This window comes from Acinetobacter sp. AYS6 (assembly GCF_025630795.1).
In the GTDB taxonomy this organism is placed as follows: domain Bacteria; phylum Pseudomonadota; class Gammaproteobacteria; order Pseudomonadales; family Moraxellaceae; genus Acinetobacter.
Window position 1 is genome coordinate 1 of sequence record NZ_JAOTNV010000011.1, and the last position, 18,675, is coordinate 18,675.

The 18,675-nt window shown below is 39.6% G+C and carries 18 protein-coding genes and 1 pseudogene; 8 read left to right on the forward strand and 11 right to left on the reverse strand.

Annotated elements, in window-relative coordinates; translation table 11 throughout:
- Positions 1–192: 192 nt before the first annotated feature.
- Positions 193–763, reverse strand: a pseudogene (locus OD757_RS16710) (TetR/AcrR family transcriptional regulator).
- 88 nt (positions 764–851) lie between these two features.
- Between OD757_RS16710 and OD757_RS16715 the strand changes: the two are divergent.
- Entirely contained in the window at positions 852–2,066 is a 1,215-nt protein-coding gene (locus OD757_RS16715; RefSeq protein ID WP_263032561.1) for an oxygenase MpaB family protein, read from the forward strand.
- 68 nt (positions 2,067–2,134) lie between these two features.
- Here the strand turns inward: OD757_RS16715 and OD757_RS16720 are convergent, their stop codons facing one another.
- The 4 genes from OD757_RS16720 to def all read right to left on the reverse strand — a co-directional run bounded on the left by OD757_RS16720 (position 2,135) and on the right by def (position 5,577).
- Positions 2,135–2,341 (reverse strand): DUF4199 domain-containing protein, encoded by a 207-nt coding sequence (locus OD757_RS16720; RefSeq protein WP_198077935.1) that lies wholly within the window; start codon positions 2,339–2,341, stop codon positions 2,135–2,137.
- Positions 2,342–2,390: 49 nt separating this feature from the next.
- Positions 2,391–4,505 (reverse strand): TonB-dependent copper receptor, encoded by a 2,115-nt coding sequence (locus OD757_RS16725; RefSeq protein WP_263032562.1) that lies wholly within the window; start codon positions 4,503–4,505, stop codon positions 2,391–2,393.
- A 72-nt stretch (positions 4,506–4,577) separates the two neighbouring features.
- Positions 4,578–5,003, reverse strand: coding sequence for a DUF2946 family protein (locus OD757_RS16730; protein ID WP_263032563.1), 426 nt, complete (start codon positions 5,001–5,003; stop codon positions 4,578–4,580).
- A gap of 43 nt (positions 5,004–5,046) precedes the next feature.
- Positions 5,047–5,577 carry a peptide deformylase gene (gene def, locus OD757_RS16735; protein WP_004795267.1) on the reverse strand — a complete coding sequence of 177 codons (531 nt, stop codon included), beginning with the start codon at positions 5,575–5,577 and terminating at the stop codon, positions 5,047–5,049.
- Positions 5,578–5,700: 123 nt separating this feature from the next.
- Here def and OD757_RS16740 point away from each other — a divergent pair, with 123 nt between their 5' ends.
- The 3 genes from OD757_RS16740 to OD757_RS16750 are packed head-to-tail and all read left to right on the forward strand — an operon-like array spanning position 5,701 to position 8,628.
- Positions 5,701–6,855 (forward strand): LysM peptidoglycan-binding domain-containing protein, encoded by a 1,155-nt coding sequence (locus tag OD757_RS16740; RefSeq protein WP_263032564.1) that lies wholly within the window; start codon positions 5,701–5,703, stop codon positions 6,853–6,855.
- A gap of 20 nt (positions 6,856–6,875) precedes the next feature.
- A complete protein-coding gene (dprA, locus tag OD757_RS16745) occupies positions 6,876–8,009 on the forward strand; it encodes a DNA-processing protein DprA (RefSeq protein ID WP_263032565.1) in 1,134 nt (377 codons plus the stop codon).
- A 49-nt stretch (positions 8,010–8,058) separates the two neighbouring features.
- Positions 8,059–8,628, forward strand: coding sequence for an L-threonylcarbamoyladenylate synthase (locus OD757_RS16750; RefSeq protein ID WP_263032566.1), 570 nt, complete (start codon positions 8,059–8,061; stop codon positions 8,626–8,628).
- A gap of 390 nt (positions 8,629–9,018) precedes the next feature.
- Here the strand turns inward: OD757_RS16750 and OD757_RS16755 are convergent, their stop codons facing one another.
- Positions 9,019–9,939 carry a DMT family transporter gene (locus OD757_RS16755; RefSeq protein WP_263032567.1) on the reverse strand — a complete coding sequence of 307 codons (921 nt, stop codon included), beginning with the start codon at positions 9,937–9,939 and terminating at the stop codon, positions 9,019–9,021.
- Between the two features lie 104 nt (positions 9,940–10,043).
- Positions 10,044–10,697, reverse strand: a complete 654-nt coding sequence (locus OD757_RS16760; RefSeq protein WP_081399989.1) for a TetR/AcrR family transcriptional regulator — start codon at positions 10,695–10,697, stop codon at positions 10,044–10,046.
- 135 nt (positions 10,698–10,832) lie between these two features.
- Between OD757_RS16760 and OD757_RS16765 the strand changes: the two genes are divergently transcribed.
- From OD757_RS16765 to OD757_RS16780, 4 genes are all read left to right on the forward strand, one after another.
- On the forward strand, positions 10,833–12,047 hold the full coding sequence (locus OD757_RS16765; protein WP_263032568.1) for an MFS transporter: 1,215 nt from the start codon (positions 10,833–10,835) through the stop codon (positions 12,045–12,047).
- Between the two features lie 21 nt (positions 12,048–12,068).
- Positions 12,069–12,833: an AraC family transcriptional regulator gene (locus tag OD757_RS16770; RefSeq protein WP_263032569.1), complete on the forward strand. Its 765-nt coding sequence runs from the start codon at positions 12,069–12,071 to the stop codon at positions 12,831–12,833.
- Between the two features lie 121 nt (positions 12,834–12,954).
- Positions 12,955–13,500, forward strand: a complete 546-nt coding sequence (locus OD757_RS16775; protein ID WP_263032570.1) for a glutathione peroxidase — start codon at positions 12,955–12,957, stop codon at positions 13,498–13,500.
- 143 nt (positions 13,501–13,643) lie between these two features.
- Positions 13,644–14,240, forward strand: coding sequence for a hypothetical protein (locus OD757_RS16780; protein ID WP_263032571.1), 597 nt, complete (start codon positions 13,644–13,646; stop codon positions 14,238–14,240).
- Positions 14,241–14,303: 63 nt separating this feature from the next.
- Here OD757_RS16780 and OD757_RS16785 read toward each other — a convergent pair whose 3' ends face one another.
- From OD757_RS16785 to atpA, 4 genes are all read right to left on the reverse strand, one after another.
- Positions 14,304–14,723: a F0F1 ATP synthase subunit epsilon gene (locus tag OD757_RS16785; protein ID WP_002114076.1), complete on the reverse strand. Its 420-nt coding sequence runs from the start codon at positions 14,721–14,723 to the stop codon at positions 14,304–14,306.
- Between the two features lie 17 nt (positions 14,724–14,740).
- On the reverse strand, positions 14,741–16,135 hold the full coding sequence (gene atpD, locus OD757_RS16790) for a F0F1 ATP synthase subunit beta (RefSeq protein ID WP_263032572.1): 1,395 nt from the start codon (positions 16,133–16,135) through the stop codon (positions 14,741–14,743).
- A 30-nt stretch (positions 16,136–16,165) separates the two neighbouring features.
- Positions 16,166–17,035: a F0F1 ATP synthase subunit gamma gene (gene atpG, locus OD757_RS16795; protein ID WP_002114131.1), complete on the reverse strand. Its 870-nt coding sequence runs from the start codon at positions 17,033–17,035 to the stop codon at positions 16,166–16,168.
- Positions 17,036–17,112: 77 nt separating this feature from the next.
- Positions 17,113–18,657 carry a F0F1 ATP synthase subunit alpha gene (gene atpA / locus OD757_RS16800; RefSeq protein WP_005037448.1) on the reverse strand — a complete coding sequence of 515 codons (1,545 nt, stop codon included), beginning with the start codon at positions 18,655–18,657 and terminating at the stop codon, positions 17,113–17,115.
- Positions 18,658–18,675: the final 18 nt, after the last annotated feature.

The window sequence follows — 18,675 nt, forward strand, 5'->3', positions numbered from 1 at the left end:
ACTGTTTTTCAACAAGTTTCTATCTGCATCACCGCCGATGGATGTGCATTATAGAGGATTAAGATCCCTTTGCAAGCGAAAATTAGAAACTTATGACTTGAGCGTTCACTTTTAAATCAACAACCTATTTAACCTATTGTTTTATATTAATAATTATTTTAATTATTTATTTTTGACCTAAATAAGCCAATATCATGCTCGACAATTCTCGCTTAAGTTGTTGTTCTGATATAAGAAAATTGTTCTGACTCACATAGCGCATCATCGTAAAAAGCGTACTATTAATAATTACAAAGGATTTATGCTTCACTTGTTCGAAGTCCCACTGATGAGGATTTTTACTAAATGTATATAGCCCTACTTCAAAAAAATGCTTTTCTAAAATCTGAGCAGCTTGCGAATGGCTATAGTTATGCCAATGTTTTAGAACTTCTATAAAAAATCCCTGATCGGCTTTTAATGCATTAAATCCTAGCTCTATAGCCAAGGGGATGAGCAGGTCTAAAGGAATATTTTCTTGCTGCATAACTAATTCTTTGAGTTGATGACCTAATAGTTCGCTTTTACGGCGTAATAGTTCTTCTATGATTTGATCTTTATTCTCAAAGTATTGGTAAATCGAACCTACACTTACTCCAGATTTCTCTGCAATTTTAGGAGTTGTGGTATGTAGTAATCCATATTGGGCAATACAGTGTTGTGTCGCCTCTAAAATATGGTCAACAATAATTTTTGAACGCTGTTGCTGCGGAGCTTTTCTCATCGGTTGTTTATTCGTTAAATGCGAATTGAATGCGAATAATTATTCATATTAGCCTATTTATTATTCAGTTCAATAAGTAAGTAACGATATGCAAACGATTAGCCCAACTCGACTTGCTTCTTTTAATGACATGCAAGACAGTAATTTCTTTACTCAGTTTTTAAATATCTGTTGCGAAAAACCAGCTCAACCAAACTATACAGAATATGCATCTTTACAACGTGCTCTTTGTGAAGGGGACGTTGAAATGGATAAGGTGATTGATTGGGTTATGCAAAACCCCAAAGGTCACCGAATGATTTTCGAGAAAGTATTATTTCAAGGCCGCGATGATCTATCTGAGCCAATACCTACTGAGTTAGAAAATTTCTTTAATTACATTGAACAAAAGCCTGAATGGTTAGACCAGCGCCAAATTGATGAGGCTATTAAATTTACTCATCGTTTAGGAATAAATAATGGTTTTATCCTTAGAGATTTATCTTTGATGGCGGGATATTTATATCCGGGATTTAATCAGCCTCTAATTTTAACAGGTGCATTAAATAAACAAGCGGGTACTCGTTTAGCAGAAACTACAAAATGGTGGGTTGATATTACTGAACCTCAGGGGCTTTCTCGTTTAAGTTCAGGTTTTACATCAACCATTTATGTTCGGTTTATTCATGCTCTTGTTCGCCGACAATTGAAAAAGTCTGATCGTTGGGATAGTGAAATTTGGGGAATTCCTCTTAATCAATTTGATTTGGCAATGACTAATTTGGCTTTTAGCAGTGTAGTTTTACTCGGTATTAGAGCTTTAGGTGTATGGCCGACGAAACAAGAAGCTAAGAGTTTTTTACATTTTTGGCGTTATGTTGGCTGGTTAATGGGTATTGATGAAAAATGGCTTATTCAATCTGAATCTGAAGGCTGGCGATTACTGTACTGGATGCAGTTTGCTCACCCTCGCTCTGATCACAGCAGTATTGAATTAGGATCAAGTTTATCTAAAGAGCCTTTTGAGAGAAAATATCTGCATTTGTGTTCTTTGCAGCAGAAGCTTGCATATCGACAACATTTAGAACTAACCCAATTTTTTATTGGTAAGAAAAGAATGAAACTACTTGGATTGCCTCAGCAGTCTGCTTCATGGTTTGCTTATTATCTAATTTTACGTAATTCACTACTTTATAGTGGTGCGAAACTTTCACCAAAAGTTGAAAAGTTTTTATCTAAATCAGGCCGTAATATACAAAAACTTGGCTTAACGCTTTATCAGAATCAAGGTAAGGCAAAAACCTTAGCGAGTATGCATCAATAATTTACTAAGCTTAAAAATAAAAAAATGGAAGTCTAAATATCAGACTTCCATTTTTAAATATTAAAAACTTATTGAGATGATGAACTATGCATTTCAGCGTGGTTCATTTGCTCAGGCGACTCCATCATTTGTTTATTTTTTTGACTTGGCATGTAGTCAGGCTCATTATTGATCGCCAAGTAAAAAATAATCATAAACAATAAACTCAAGATAGAAGCCACAATAAGTAACTTCCATCCCCACCAAGATTGTTCAGGCGATAATTTATTTGTCATTTCATTTCTCTCATTCAATTAATATTTTCAGTTCATTCGTTACGGCTTATTAAAACTTCATGCTCATACGAACCCAGTAATTTCTTCCGATATTGTTGAATTGCTCTTCGCTCGCAAATCCAAAGCCTGCACTACCCGCTTTGTTTAAGTGTTCGGTATAGGTTTTATCTAATACGTTATCGACACCAACAGAGACATCAATATCTTTACGAAGGTTGTAGCTTCCGTTTAGAGAAAGAGTTGAAAAACCTTTACTTGGTTTGAGGTCATACCCCACGATATTACCTTGATGTAGACTCACACGGTTTTGCTCAGCCACAGCTCGCCACAACAGACCAAAATTATATTTGTCGGCCACATAGCGAATATTTAAGCGACCTTCTAAAGGTGAAATTTGAGGTAGTGGTTTATCATCTGTGGTGTTTTTACCCCAAGCATACATCGCACTCAAATCTGCCTGAATATGATCAGTAAATTGATATCCAATACCCGCTTCCGCGCCTGCGATGGTTGCATCAACATTTTTGGCACCCGCAGTAATATCATGGCTCATGTCATGCCCATCCATTCCCATACTTGGATGATGGTGGTAACTCATTAAAATGTAGTCATCTATTAAGCCTGCATAAGCAGAAGCCCATGTATTTAAAGCACCATGTTGCTGCTGGAAGCCCAGATCCAACTGTAATGTTTTCTCAGGATTCACACCGTTAAAAGTATTGGTTGAGCCAGCATTACCGTGTTTAGGCGAGAAAAGCTCCCAATAATCAGGCATACGCTCTACATAACCTAAACCGATATAGCTTTTTAGGTCATGCTCAGGATGTTGATTTTCCCAGCGTACAAATGCACTTGGTAAAGTCTTTTCAAGTTTGGTGTTAAAGCCTTGTGCTTGAGAATCGGCACGTTCATCTTCAACTGTGACTCGATCTAAACGCACACCTGTGACCAGTTTGTTGAGATCGTTCCATTGATAACCTAGTTCGCCAAAAGCTCCGTATGATTGAAAACGCATATCTTGACGATATGGAATATTCATTGAAGGCATATTTGGCGATGACATGCTACCGCCATGTTTATTGAATTGAGAATCTACACCTGTAATCAAACTCCACTTATTCCATTCAGAAGTCATGGCTAAGCGCGAGTTTAGTGTACGGCGCGTTACCTGCATTGCCATCGCGTTCGGCATCAGCATGGTCATACCACCATGATTCATTTCAACTAATGGCGGAGTACGTAAGCTAAAGTTATCCATAATATGGTCGTTATAGCTGTAGTTCACTTGCCCTTCAATTTTCTTAATGACATCAGTGATATTTTTCTTTTCGAACCGCAGACCTAAGCTTTCACGCGCAAACTGAGATCCGTCCATTGAACGTCCAGCATAAAGCGATTCACCATCAGATTTCCCACCCGTGAGTTCGATCCACGTGTTTTCATCTGGAGTGAAGCCAAGTGCTACATCAGCATTCCACTTTTTCCATGCTGAAGGCACGGTATTGCCATCACCATCTTGATAACTATTAGACTCTGAACGGTTGGCATTTAAACGAATATATTTCTTTTCATCGCCAATGGCCGCTTCAACATTATGGTCAATACGTCCATATGAACCCAATAAAACACTCGCTTGCCCACGATAAGGTTTCTCTGTTGTGAGCTTTTCAGGCTGACGCTCAAAAAGGACTGTTGCTGCCGAACCTGTATTGGCATATTGAACAGTTTGCGGACCTTTAATGACAGAAATACGATCATAACTTTCTGGTGAAATATACGAAGTTGGAGCATCCATACGGTTTGGACATGCACCTAGGTTTTCCGTTCCATCTGTCAAAATTTTGATACGTGAACCAAACATGCCTCGGAAGGTCACATCACCATTTGTTCCACCACTTTGTATTGAGTTGAAACCCATAATACTTTGTAGATAGTCTGCGCCATCTGTAGCAGGCACTGGCTGAATCGGTTGCTTTGGATCTGCATGTACAATCAACCCATTTGCATCATTGCCTTGTTGTGCTGTAACAACAATAGGTGCTAATGAGTGAAATGTTTTGGTATCAACATCATTTTTCTCTGAATCAGCAAAAACCAGACCTGAATGAGAGACAGCAAGCATCGCAACCCATAGAGGTTGTAATAAAAATTTAGAATGTGGCATTTTTATACGCTCTAAAACATAAATAAAGTGATATTGAAGTCAGTTAAGACCCCAACAAAAAATTGCTTTTATTTATGCAAATAGAGGCGGTGCACGCCCTTGCGGGAGTAGGAAAAGTCGCTGTAGCGCAAAGTAAACATGTCGAAATGCTTGTTGATAAGCGACTAAGCGGACTTGTATACGGACTAAGACTTCTTTTATGCCGAATTCAGGTGGTAAAACTAGATTGGCATAGACAGTACAATATTGGCACTGGTGATTTGCATCATGATGGTCATGTTGCCCAGAAGCTTGAGCCTGTTCAATATGATGATCATGATGCATGTGCATGGTATGTGACATGACTTCCGTCTGTGCTTTGGGTTTAAGTAAAGCACGGGTAATAGTTTCACAGACCGGAGCAATTTGATATTGCTTCGGTAAAAGCGGCTGTAAAAATACCGCGACCTGTAAAAATACTGCTGCACATGCAAGCAGTAACCCACTACGAAAAACCAAAAATCACATCCACACTATATTAATGTTTCAAGAATAGAAATTTTTAACGTTTTACTGCAACTTTTTCACGCTCACGTTGACGAACAACTTTTTCGACTTTTTCTCGAGCACGTTGACGTTTAAGTGGCGACAAATAATCCACAAATAATTTGCCATTTAAGTGATCCATTTCATGTTGGATACAAACAGCGAGAAGTCCATCAGCTTCTATCTCAAATGCTTGACCTTCAAGGTTAATTGCCTCAATTTTCACACGTGACGGGCGCTCAACTTTGTCGTATATTTGTGGCACTGATAAGCAGCCTTCTTCGTACTGCTGCTTATCTTCTGTCAGTGGAGTGATTTTGGGGTTAATAAAAACCAAGGGTTCATCTTTAGCTTCAGACAAATCTATAACGATTAACTGAATATGACGATCTACCTGTGAAGCTGCTAAACCAATACCGGGTGCGGCATACATGGTTTCAAGCATATCTGCTGCAAGTTGACGAATTTCATCAGTAACTTCTTCAACAGGCTTAGCAATGGTACGAAGACGGGGATCAGGAAAACTTAAAATAGGTAATAAGGCCATACTGACGTCCTCACTTATGCCATTGATTGAAAAACCAAATGAAGGAAATACTTCATCGAAAAAATTGTGTGTTAGCCGCCTATTATAACGCATCTGCACGCATAATTTTTAGGAATTATCATAATGAAAAAGGTTTTTAACGGCATGGTTGAATTTCATGCTTTGGGGATAAAAAAGCATTTACTTGCTTTCGTACTTTTTACAGGGGTTGCAATGGGTACAGTAGCAGAGGTTCATGCTGCTAGTCCGAACCATAATCCACCCTCTCTTAAAAGTAATGCGCCACATGTCTACGTTGTAAAACGGGGAGATACTCTATGGGATATTTCCGGCCATTTTCTGAGTAAACCTTGGCGTTGGCCAGAAATCTGGGCAAATAATCAGCATGTCAAAAATCCACACTGGATTTATCCTGGTGACCGATTGTTGTTATGCAGTTTAGCGGGTCGACCATTGATCGGTAAAGATGAGGGAGATGGTTGCGTTGGCATTATTCGTCGCTACACAGGCCAAATGACAAACTTGCAACCTCAAGTTCGTGTGGAATCGCTTAACGATAATGTACCTGTTATTCCGCTTGAACATATCAAACAGTGGTTAGAACACAGTACAATTTTGCCAGCCGACGCAATTGAACATACCCCTTATGTTGTAGGAACTGCTGATCAACGCGTGCTTGCGGCAAGAGGCCAAACCATTTATGCGCGTGGACAAGGTTTAGTTAGTGGCCAACGTTATGCAGTCTACCGTGAAGGCGAACCTTATTATTTCACAGACAGTAAAGGTAAAAAGCATAGTCTAGGTATTGAATTGCAACAAGTTGCCTCAGGGATTGCGATCTCTTCTGAAAAAGACATAACAACACTTGAGTTAACTGATAGCTACAATTCCGAAGTACGCCGTGGTGATCGGGTTATGCCTGAAGAAGAAGCAACATTACCTACTTTATTTTATCCGGTAGATGCCACTCAAGTTACAGATGCTGGCAAGATCATTCGTGTAATGGGTTCAATTGGCAGCGCTGCAAAAAATAGTGTGGTGACTTTGGACCGAGGTACAACACAAGGGATTCAAGTAGGGCAAGTTTTTGATATTACTCAAAAAGGCGAGACCATTCGAGACCCTAAAACCAAAGAACCAATACAGTTGCCTGGACAACAAATTGGTAGTCTGATGGTTTTTAGAACCTTTGATCAGCTTAGCTATGCCTACGTATTAGAAAGTGACTTACCTATTAAAGTAGGTTCGACTATTCAGCCACCTCGTTTTGATGATTAACGCTGGATATACACTTTACAATGCTTACTCAACTTTCTTCACACCATTACCACACACTTAAAGTGTGGTATTTGGTGCAGCACTCTTTAGTTAGCTTTAAAAAAATTGTCGATTATTTTGGTAGCTGTGAAAAAGCGATCCAACCTGCTGGGTTATCTCAATGGCGCAATCTCGGGTTACATGCTAATCATTTAAAACGCGTAGATGAATTTCAAACTACTCAAGGTCAAGCTCAGTTTGAAAAACTGATTGAGCAGATCCAGAAATATACTGATTTTATTTTAACTTCAGATGACTCTGGCTACCCTACGCAATTACTACCTTATACAGACCATCCACCCATCATATTTGGAAAAGGCCAAGCGCAAGCTTTATTGCAACCACAAATTGCGATTGTCGGTAGTCGAAAACCAAGCCCACATGGTCGTCAGGTTGCTTATGATTTTGCCTATTACTTAAGTGAAAAAGGATTTTATGTAAGTAGTGGTTTGGCATATGGGATTGATGAAGCTGCTCACCAAGGTGCTTCAGCACATCAACGTACAATTGCAGTGACAGGAACAGGTTTAGACACTACTTACCCTGCTCAAAATAAAAAACTTGCGGAACAGATCTTGGCTCAAAACGGTGCCATCATTACTGAGTTTTTACCCGGTACGCCACCATTACAACAGCATTTTCCTCGTAGGAACCGAATTGTCAGTGGCCTGAGTTTAGGAGTACTTGTCGTAGAAGCGACTTTAAAAAGTGGTTCTCTCATTACTGCGAACAAAGCTGCCGAGCAAGGTAAAACTGTATTTGCTATTCCTGGCCACATTTACAGTGAGTTTCATCAGGGCTGCCATCAGCTCATTCGTGAAGGAGCCATTTTAGTCGATCATCCTGAACAAATTATTGAAGATCTTGCTTTACCTACTCAATGGCAAAGTCAGCAACAGAACTCAACTGAAGAGGTCGTGGTTTCTTGTGCCCCAGAAATTCCTGAACATTTAATTAACCTTTATCAGTCTTTAGACTGGGTCGGACAAAATATTGACCAGCTTGTCATACACCACTCACAACCTGTGGCAGAACTCACCTCTTCACTCATGGAACTAGAACTACTTGGTTTATGTATGCAACAATCAGGGCTGTATTTACGTTGTCGCTCTTAGTGCTGGAGCGCAATAGCAATTCTGTTTGATTGAAAGGAAGAGTATTAACATGATTACCACCTCAGTTACCGAAGCAGCCGAAAGTTTACAACAAGGTCAAGTCTTGGCGTATCCAACTGAGGCAGTTTGGGGGCTAGGTTGCGACCCTTTTAATGAGCAAGCTTTCCAAAAAATTCTAGAGCTGAAACAAAGACCTATTGAAAAGGGGGTCATTCTATTAGCAGGCCATACTAGCCAAGTTGAACACCTGCTGACTTCTTTACCTCAAGCGACTCAACAAGAAATTATTGATTGTTGGACGAATCATCAACCTTCCGAAAGAGCCACAACTTGGCTCTTGCCTGCTGGCGATCACATTCCTTCATGGATTAAAGGTGAGCATCCACTTGTCGCTGTTCGAGTCACTACACATCCTTTATGTGTGGCATTATGCAATGCTTTTCATGGTTTTATTGTCTCGACAAGTGCTAACCCAAGTGGGCAAGAACCTGCTCATTCACTACAAGATGCCTGCCAATACTTTGGTTCACAATTAAACTATCTGAATGGTGACTTAGGCCAGAGCCAACAACCTAGTCGAATCATTAACGCTCTCACTGGTGAGATTATTCGCGCTTAATTTCAGACAAAAAAAAGCTCAGTTATATAGGGATAACTGAGCATAAAAAAGGATGGGTATATACCGCATCCAGAGGGTTTGGATATCTCGGCAACGAAAGAAAATTTGTAGAAAACAGCATCTTTCGTGGTGGTCGCTATTATGTGGCAAGGAACCCTATGAGAGAAATATATTATTTCTCTAAAAAAAGCATGAAAAGTGTAGGGAATTTACGATTTTTCGCTTAAAAATTAAAATTATATTAATATTTTTACTCGGATTTTTTAATATTTATATTACAACCTATTTTTATAAACTATTTATAAATCATATAGAAAAACTTTAACTAAGAAAAAAATGGCATATTTTCATCAATTTTTTTCAAAATATGCCATAGTTTTTTTACTCACTTTAGTTTTGCTCTTGTATGAGTTCACTCTTTTTAGAACCAGTCTTCTTTTGAGCCATAACGATACCAGTTAAAATTATTACCCCACCTAAAGTGTGATAAATGGTCCACTGCTCAGACAACCAGACACTGGCAATGATTGCAGTAAAAACAGGAACTAAGTTCATAAAAATACTGGTTCTATTAGGACCGAGTTGTTGAACAGCCAACATCCAAACTAGAGGTGCAATGAGTGAAGCAAACACACCCGCGTAAATAGCACTTGGCGCATTTTCTGTATTTAGAGCGTCAAGTCCGAACCAGAAAATTAAGGGAAGATGAAACACAACAGAAAAACCAATCTGAACATATAAGCTCGTCATGATTGGCAGAGGCAGCTGCCACTTCTTAAGAAAAACCCCATAAAATGCATAGAAGAATACGGCAATAATCATTAATGCATCACCAAGATGTCCACCAGAACTTAATAGGTGGCCAATATCTCCTTGGGACATGACATAAAGCAAACCTGCAAAAGACAAAATACTGCCAAAAACTGCAAATCGATTAGGCACATCTTTCAAAATGGCAAGCGAAACGAAGATCGTAAAGATAGGAATAAATGCATTCACAATTCCCATATTGGTCGCACTGGTATAATGGGCAGCCGTATAAGCAAGTCCTTGATAAAGCACCATCCCAAATGCACTTAATACAGCCAGCTTAGGCAGATATGGTTTTATTAGTTGTCTTTGTCTCCAAACAGGCAAAAACATAAATGGAGTCAAAATAATAAAAGCGATTAACCATCGGTAAAAACTAATACTTACCGGAGAGATATAATCCGAGACATAGCGGGTGACTACAATATTCAAAGACCAAATCAGTACTGCCAAAATGGGAAAAATAAATGCCCATTTGTGATATTTCATGACCTGACTCATAGCAATGCACCATCTACAAAAGAGATTTTATTTTGAAGAATGTCTTAATAAATTGAAATATCGTATTTACGACATTAATATTGAACTTAGGACATCTTCTTTTTCTAGAATAATGTCCAAGTCTTCACAGCATGCTCCACAACTTTATGCAATTGCTCTGTACTGGCACCGTCTCTTGCCTGAATTGTTAACCCTTGAATCACAGTCGCATAAAAATCTGTCATTTCTTGCAGAGGAGCATTAGCAGATAAATCACCCTGCTCTACCCCTTGCTCAAGACGCTTTAATAATTTTTCTTTCGTCTTTATGCGCTTATCTAATAAATTTTGCTGTACATCTTGAGTCGCATCAGAGCAATTCATGGCAGCAACGACCAACATACAACCAGCCGGTTTATTTGGTTGGACAAGACGTTTAACGTTATCGTACAAATAAAGTTCAAAAGCAATTTTTGCTGTTTTCGCCTCTAAAAAGATAGTTTCAATAGGACATGCTTCATGAGCTAAATAGTAATCAATACTTTTATAAAACAATCCTGCCTTGTCACCAAAAGCACTGTATAAGCTTGGCGCCGTAATTTCCAAAGCTTGCGTTAAATCACTAATAGACGTTGCTTCATAACCATGCTCCCAAAAGAGCAACATTGCTTTTTGCAAAACCTGTTGTTCATCGAAGCATTTAGGACGTCCACGCTTTTTTTTCAGCGCGTCTTCTGTAACAGCTAAATTCGTTTCATGCCTATTTGTCATAAAGATCACATCTATTTTTATAACAATCGTTATTAAATTAATTGACGTTCGATTTTTTATCAACTATTTTATTTTCATAATGATCGTTAGTTAATTAATAAATTGCCTTTCTTCACTCCAAATTTAGCCAAGTAAGGATTTCCTATGGACCAATCTTCTATCTCTAAAGCGCGACCCACGACCTCCACTCAAGGAAGCTGGTTTGCCATTTTGGCCGTTGCCATTGCAGCATTTGCATTAGTAACAAGTGAATTTTTACCTGTTGGTGTTTTAAATAGTGTTGCAACAGATTTAAATATTTCTGTAGGTACAGCAGGTCTTATTATTACTGTACCCGGCATTATGGCTGCAATTGCCGCCCCTCTACTACCTGTTTCCGTGAAACAACTTGATCGACGTTATGTCCTCATTTTACTCACAGCAATTATGGTTATCGCCAATACCCTTACCGCCTTTGCAGAAAACTTTCATATTTTATTGCTCAGTCGCTTAATTTTAGGAATTTCGATTGGGGGATTCTGGGCGACAGCAATTGCTTTAAGTGGGAAATTAGCTCCATCTCATCTTCCTATTGCAAAAGCAACAGCTGTAGTGATGGCAGGTGTAACTTTTGCGACAGTTTTAGGGGTTCCGATTGGAACATGGTTAAGTGAATTTTATGGCTGGCGTAGTGCTTTTGGAATTACAGCAGGAATTGGCTTAATTGTTTTGATCTTACAATTAATCTTTCTACCTAAACTTGTTCCAGACTCGCCAATTCATATGAGGGACTTACCAGCATTATTACGTACGCCTAAAGCACGTAGTGGCATGTTAATTGTTTTACTGATCGGTCTCGCTCATTTTTGTGCATATAGCTATTTAGCACCTTTCTTCAAAAATATTGCAGGCTTCAATGGTACAACGATTAGTTCCTTACTATTGCTCTATGGAATTGCAGGTATTTTCGGAAATGCATTTGCTGGCTATAGTGGTAATTTAAATGTCCGATATACACTTGCCTTTGTTAGTGCTTGTTTTGCAATTGTATTTTTTGGATTCCCACTTTTTGCCATTCATGAGTTTGGTGCTATTGTCTTAACAGCTTTATGGGGATTCGCATTTGGTGCTTTCCCTACCTCAGCAAATATCTGGATGTTTGTACATGCGCCAAATGCAGTTGAAAAAGGTATGCCTCTTTTTGTAGGTATGTTTCAGGTCATGATTGCGACAGGTTCATTATTAGGTGGATATGTGGTTGATCATTTCAATGAAAATACTTTAATTTATGGCGTATTAAGCTTTGTTGCTTTAGCACTCGTAAGTACTTTTACCTTAGCAAAGGGCTTAAACAATCCTAAAGCAACCTGTGAAAATTAAAATATTAGTCAGAGCATATAGATGAAAAATGAGGACCAAAAATTTTCTTTATTAAACAGTATAGAAGTTCATGAATTTCTATATCAAAAAGAAGATATCGTTCGTCCTCATGCCTCTTTATGGGGTGATTTTAATTTCAGTTTAAATGGCATTTTAGAAATGCAGATAGAAGAACAAATATATTTGTCACCACCGAGTTATGGACTTTGGATTCCACCTCAAACTGTTCATCAATCTACTCATATCGATCATGAAATACACTATATCTGTATTCGATTGCACCCTAGCCTCTGTTCTATTTTAGGTGACGTCTGTAAATGCTTTAGTATTCAGCCTTTCTTTCGAACCTTAGTTTTACAAATTTTAGAACAGCAAAAACAATCTGAAAAACCTGAATATTTAGAACATCTTTTACAAGTTCTATTCGATCAACTCAAACAAGCTCCTGCATATTCACATTATTTACCGCAAACGCGACATCCTGTTTTATTGCCTATTTTAGAAAAACTCTCAGACCCATTACTTTTTGATCATTCGTTACAGCAGTTACTACAAGAATTCTCGGTCAGTGATCGCCACTTATTACGTTTGAGTCAACAAGAGCTTCAACTTTCTCTATCTGAATGGAGAAATCGAGCCAAAATTGTTTATGCTATCCATCAGATTCGCCAAGGGACGCCTATCAAGCGTTTGGCATACGATTTAGGTTATCAACATAGCTCAAGTTTTATCGAGTTTTTTAAACGCTACACTGGCCAAACGCCTATTCAAATTAGAAATAACTAGAATCCAGCTTATCTTTTAAAATCTTTTTCTTTTTTGAACACGAATATTATTGCACTCCCCCCTAATAGCAGTTAAAACAAATGAGTTACTTGATATCAATTACAATCTTTAGGAAAGACTCATGACACAATCTGTATATCATATTCCAGTAAAAGCTATTTCAGGCGAAACGGTTGATCTTGAACAATATAAAGGCAAAGTTCTACTTATCGTAAATACTGCTTCTAAATGTGGTCTAACTCCACAATACGAAGGCTTAGAAAAACTTTATCAAGCAAAAAAAGATCAAGGTCTTGAAATTTTAGGTTTCCCTGCAAATAATTTTAAAGAGCAAGAACCAGGTTCTGACGAAGAGATTCAGCAGTTCTGTTCATTAAATTACGATGTTCACTTCCCTTTATTTTCTAAAGTATCTGTTGCAGGTGAAGATAAGCACCCACTCTATGAAACTTTGACAGCAGCTCAACCAGAACGTACTGGTGAAGGGCCTTTCCGTGAGCGTTTGGAAGGTTTAGGTATTCCAACTAATCCAGCTCCAGAAGTTTTATGGAACTTCGAAAAATTCTTAATTAGTAAAAATGGTGAGGTAGTGGCTCGTTTTGCTCCAAACCTGACTGCGGATGATGAACAAATCGTTAAAGCAGTTGAAGAAGAATTAGCAAAATAACGTTTTAAAAAACGTGAAAAAGAGCGTTTCTTACGCTCTTTTTTATTATCTAGCCAAAGTGTTGTTTGTTTGCAAAAATACAATCTTTCTCCATATTTTATGCCTATAGTACCTATTTGCTTTATTTGATGTTGTTTGTAGTTATGAAAAAAGTTTTACAGGGTGCATTTCTTCCTTTTGTAATTTTTGCCTCAGGCATGCTTTTACTCGGGTGTGATCAAGCACAAGACCATGCTACTGAACAAGAAAATACTGAAATAAGTGAACAGGCATCTGATCAAGCGATTGAACGACAAGAATCAGATATTGCCCCTAGCAAAACTGAACTCAAAAGCGGCAATATTTTTTATATGGTCCGAGATGCTGCTAATTTACAGCTTAAAGCTGGAGATTATGTTGAACAGCTTAAAGACACTCAACTTGACGTTGAACAAGCGATTCAAGATAAAAATAAAAATGAATTAAAAACAACAGTCACAACTTTAAAACAGCAGTTACAAGGTTTAAATCAAGCTCTACTCACTTTAGATATCAAGAGTCAGGAAATTGAAAATATTCGCCAAAGCTTATTACATGCTAATCAACAAGCTCTAAGCATGCCCTTGCTAAATGGAAAATTAGATCAAATCAATTTTGACCAAATTGAAAAACAGCTAAATACCATTCAAATGGATATGGTTAAACTTGCCGCTATGATTATGGCTGGAGATGAGAAGCCAGATTCAAAAACTGACCCTTAATCTAAAATCCATACCATAAAAAAAAGCCACCTTACGGTGGCTTTTTTTATCTCAAACCGACACTTAGAGTGCGCGGTTTTTGATTTTACGGATAGTTTCAAGCTGTGCAGCTGTTTCTGCCAAGGCAGCCAACGCAGCAGCTGAGTCCAAATCACTCTTTTGGTTTGCAAGCAATTGTTCAGCATTTTTACGTGCTTCTAAAATTGCAGCTTCATCCAAATTGTCGGCACGGATTGCAGTATCTGCAAGAACCGTTACAACATGAGGTTGAACTTCTAAAACACCGCCAGATACATAGACGATTTCTTCTGTACCATTTTCCAACTGAACACGAATCGGGCCCGGTTGAAGCAAGGTTACGAGTGGAGCGTGTCCTGGTAAAATACCAAGCTCACCACCAGCACCTTTCGCGATTAACATCGTCACTGCGCCAGAGTAAATAGACTCTTTAACACTTACGACATCACATTGCATAGTGGCCATGAGATGATCTCCTTAAATTAGAGTTTCTCAGCTTTAGCAATCACTTCGTCAATACCACCAACCATATAGAACGCTTGTTCTGGGATGTGATCGTATTCACCAGCCAATAGACCTTTAAAGCCACGAATCGTTTCTTTAAGCGGTACTAATTTACCAGGAGCACCAGTAAACACTTCAGCTACGTGGAATGGTTGAGAGAAGAAACGTTGGATTTTACGCGCGCGGTAAACAACCAATTTATCTTCTTCAGCTAATTCATCCATACCCAAGATTGCGATGATGTCTTTAAGCTCTTTATAACGTTGCAATACGTTTTGTACTGCACGCGCAATTTCATAGTGCTCTTGACCAACAACTAATGGGTCTAACTGACGTGAAGTTGAGTCAAGTGGATCGATCGCTGGATAGATACCAGAAGATGCGATGTCACGGCTCAATACTACTGTTGCATCTAAGTGAGCAAATGTAGTTGCAGGAGATGGATCTGTTAAGTCATCGGCAGGTACGTATACTGCTTGGATCGATGTGATCGAACCAGATTTAGTAGACGTAATACGCTCTTGAAGAACACCCATTTCTTCTGCAAGTGTAGGTTGGTAACCTACCGCAGATGGCATACGACCTAACAATGCTGATACTTCAGTACCTGCAAGTGTATAACGGTAGATGTTGTCGACGAATAATAATACGTCACGACCTTTACCATTTTCGTCTTTTTGATCACGGAAGTATTCAGCCATAGTCAAACCAGTTAACGCTACGCGTAAACGGTTACCTGGTGGCTCGTTCATCTGACCGTAGACCATTGCTACTTTGTCAAGAACGTTAGAATCTTTCATTTCGTGATAGAAGTCGTTACCTTCACGAGTACGCTCACCAACACCAGCAAACACAGATAAACCTGAGTGAGCTTTCGCGATGTTGTTGATCAACTCCATCATGTTAACGGTTTTACCAACACCCGCACCACCGAATAAACCAACTTTACCACCTTTCGCAAACGGGCAAAGTAAGTCAATTACTTTAATACCAGTTTCTAAAAGATCAGTAGAAGCTGCTTGTTCAGCATAAGAAGGTGCTTCGCGGTGAATCGGCAAACGCTCTTCAGTCGCAACAGGACCTGCTTCATCAATCGGGCGACCCAAAACGTCCATGATACGACCAAGCGTAGCTGGACCTACTGGAACAGAAATCGGTGCATTTGTGCTGGTTACGTTAAGGCCACGTTTAAGACCTTCTGTAGAACCCATTGCGATGGTACGAACAACACCATCGCCAAGCTGTTGCTGAACTTCTAATGTAGTTTCAGTACCGTCAACTTGGAGAGCGTCATAGATCTTAGGAACGCTATTGCGCTCAAACTCGACGTCGATAACCGCGCCGATGATCTGAATGATACGACCGCTACTCATTGCTGTCTCCTCAATTCAAACTTAATAATGTTAAACGGCAGCGGCACCGCCAACGATCTCGGAAATTTCCTGAGTAATCGCGGCTTGACGCAGCTTGTTGTAAATGAGTTGTAGGTCTTTAATCAGTTGTCCTGCGTTGTCTGTCGCTGCTTTCATCGCGACCATACGAGCTGACTGCTCACATGCAACGTTTTCAATCACACCTTGATAAACCATAGACTCGATATAGCGAACCAACAAACCATTTAACAATTCTTCTGCTTCTGGTTCGTAGATATAGTCCCAACCATAAGTACGGTTGAGATCATCGCCTTCTTCTGCTGGTGCTAAAGGAACAAGTTGTTCTACTTTAGGCTGCTGAGTCATTGCATTAACGAAGCCATTTGATACGAGGTAGATACGATCTAATTCGCCCTTATCAAATGCATCAAGCATAACTTGAACTGAGCCAGTTAACTGTTCCAAACTCGGCGCATCGCCAAGTTGGGTAGTTGCACCAAGCACTTTACCGCCGTAATTCTTAAAAAACGAAACCGCTTTTTGACCAATTAAAGCAAATTCAACTTCAATTGACTGCTGTTGTTGTGCTTTGACATGCTGCACAACTTTCTTGAACAAGTTAATGTTCAAGCCACCTGCCAAACCACGATCTGAAGACACTACGATATAGCCAACACGCTTAACTGGACGGTCAACCATATAACGGTGTTTATATTCAGGGTTTGCTTGGACCAAGTGAGCAATTACACGGCGCATATTATCGGCATACGGACGGCCCTGAGCCATGCGCTCTTGCGCACGACGCATTTTAGAAGCAGCTACCATTTGCATCGCGCGAGTAATCTTTTGCGTGCTCTTGATACTAGCTACTTTGGCGCGAATTTCTTTTAAATTTGCCATACGCTTAACCTAGTATTCGAAAGCTCTTTCGAGCTTCCGAAGGTTGATCCGTGAACCAAACTTAACTAAAACTGAACTTAGTAAGTTTGAGTCGCTTTAAAGCTTTCAATACCTGCTTTGATTGCTGCTTCGATGTCTTTGTTGTAATCACCAGTTTCATCGATTTGTTTCATCAACGGAGCATATTCTGAGCGGAAGTAAGAAATTAACGCAGCATCAAAGTCTACGATTTTCTTAACTTCTACGTCAGCCATGTAGCCTTCGTTAGATGCATAAACAGAAACAGCTTGGTCAGCAATTGAGTAAGGAGCATATTGCTTTTGCTTCATTAACTCAGTTACACGTTGACCATGTTCAAGTTGTTTACGAGTTGCTTCATCAAGGTCAGAAGCGAACTGAGCAAACGCAGCCAATTCACGGTATTGCGCTAATGCAGTACGGATACCACCAGACAATTTTTTGATGATCTTAGTTTGTGCAGAACCACCAACACGAGATACAGAGATACCCGCGTTCACAGCAGGACGAATACCTGCGTTGAATAATGATGTTTCTAAGAAGATCTGACCGTCAGTAATCGAAATTACGTTCGTTGGTACGAATGCAGATACGTCACCTGCTTGAGTTTCAATAATTGGCAATGCAGTTAAAGAACCAGTTTTACCAGTTACTGCGCCATTAGTGAATTTCTCAACGTAATCAGCAGATACACGAGAAGCACGTTCAAGAAGACGTGAGTGAAGATAGAATACGTCACCCGGATACGCTTCACGACCTGGTGGACGACGTAAAAGTAATGAAATTTGACGGTAAGCAACTGCTTGCTTAGACAAATCATCATAAATAATAAGAGCGTCTTCACCGCGGTCACGGAAGTATTCACCCATTGTACAGCCAGAATACGGAGCTAAATACTGCATTGCAGCAGGATCAGCAGCCGCAGCAGCGACAACAGTTGTATACGCCATAGCGCCAGTTTCTTCTAGCTTACGTACAACGTTTGCAATTGTTGATTGTTTTTGACCAATCGCAACGTATACGCATTTAATGCCAGAATTTTTCTGAGCGATAATCGCATCGATCGCCATCGCTGTTTTACCAGTTTGACGGTCACCAATAATCAACTCACGCTGACCACGACCCACAGGAATCATGGTATCAACTGATTTATAACCAGTTTGAACAGGTTCGTCTACAGATTGACGCCAAATTACACCTGGTGCTACTTTTTCAACAGCATCAGTTAATTTTGCATCAATTGGGCCTTTACCATCAATTGGGTTACCCAAAGCGTCGACAACACGGCCAAGAAGTTCCGGACCAACTGGAACTTCAAGTACACGACCTGTACAACGAGCTTTTTGACCTTCTTGAAGGCTTAAGTAGTTACCTAAGACAACGGCACCCACTGAATCCTGTTCTAGGTTCAGTGCCATACCAAATAAGCCGCCGTCAAATTCGATCATTTCACCGTACATTGCATCAGCAAGACCGTGAATGCGCACGATACCGTCGGATACCATAACAATGGTACCTTCGTTTTTAGCGGTCGCGCTGGTGTCCAGATCGCTGATACGCTGTTTAATGAGCGCACTGATCTCGGATGGATTCAGTTGTTGCATTGCGCTATTCCTCAATCT